This window comes from Chromohalobacter sp. HP20-39, from assembly GCF_033052815.1.
Classification (GTDB): Bacteria; Pseudomonadota; Gammaproteobacteria; order Pseudomonadales; family Halomonadaceae; genus Chromohalobacter.
This window is the reverse complement of the sequence record NZ_JAWHTP010000040.1, coordinates 1-804: the sequence shown is the minus strand read 5'-3', so window position 1 is coordinate 804 and position 804 is coordinate 1. Positions and strand designations below refer to the sequence as shown.

Here is an 804-nt window from a genome sequence, read left to right as displayed (position 1 = left end):
CCGACCGGCCCAGCCGGTCGAGCTTCCAGACGACCAAAGTATCGCCTTCGCGCAGCATTTCGAGCGTCTTGGCCAAGCCAGGCCGGTCTGCCCGCGTGCCACTCACCTTGTCCTCGAAGACCTTTTTACATCCGGCCTTGCTCAAGGCTTCGCGTTGCAGCTCCAGGTTCTGATCCTGCGTCGAGACGCGCGCATAGCCAATCAACATGGCTTGTCTCGCGCCCGGTCGATGCGTTCCTGCATCGCCTGCATCACTTCTTCGTGGGTGTACGATCTGGCGTTGGCGTCGGTGGCTTGCCGCAGGGCTTCCTCAACCTCGCGCGTCATCCGCTCGTAATCCTCCGGCCACAGCGCTTGCTCCATGCGCAGCGACGCCTGACCCAGCAGGTGCAGCAGGCTGAACAGCCGCATGTCGTTGGTGGCGACGATGCGCTCCCGAATCTGCTCCTGAATAGCTTCGCTAGCCCGATGCGCTTGTGGTGTGGCAGTCCCCTCGTAGTCAGCGGGGAATTCCGCTTCCTCGGCAATCCTTGCCCAGGCGCTGGCCAGCGCCTCGATGGTTGACGTGCTCATTTCCGCCGCTCCTGTGCTCTTTGGCGAATCAACCGGCCAAGGGGCCTCGACGCGAAAACCAGCAGCATCACGCCTATCGGATACCAGGTCGAGAAGACCACCAAGGCATCGAAGGCTGGCCGTCCGGTGTTGGTAGGCAGTACGGCGGTCACAGCCATCAACCCGCCGACCGTCCAGATGATGCGCCACACGTAGGGCATCACGCGGGGCACGTAGCCGTCATCGAAAGCG

General features: G+C 62.8%; 2 protein-coding genes and 1 pseudogene. All 3 read right to left on the bottom strand.

Annotated features, from left to right (window positions below; translation table 11 throughout):
• A partial coding sequence (locus RVY79_RS16740; protein ID WP_317465601.1) for a recombinase family protein occupies positions 1-208 on the bottom strand: 208 nt, incomplete at its 3' end.
• The gene (locus RVY79_RS16735; RefSeq protein ID WP_003100853.1) at positions 202-573 is read right to left on the bottom strand and encodes a hypothetical protein; all 372 of its coding nucleotides are present in this window, start codon (positions 571-573) and stop codon (positions 202-204) included. The genes RVY79_RS16735 and RVY79_RS16740, both read right to left, overlap by 7 nt.
• Positions 570-804: pseudogene (locus RVY79_RS16730) on the bottom strand (transposase); the annotation flags it as partial. The gene RVY79_RS16735 and the pseudogene RVY79_RS16730, both read right to left, overlap by 4 nt.

Coding starts and splice junctions, on each gene's coding strand:
- RVY79_RS16735 (WP_003100853.1), bottom strand. CDS start 573: ATGAGCACGTCAACCATCGAGGCGCTGGCCAGCGCCTGGGCAAGGATT.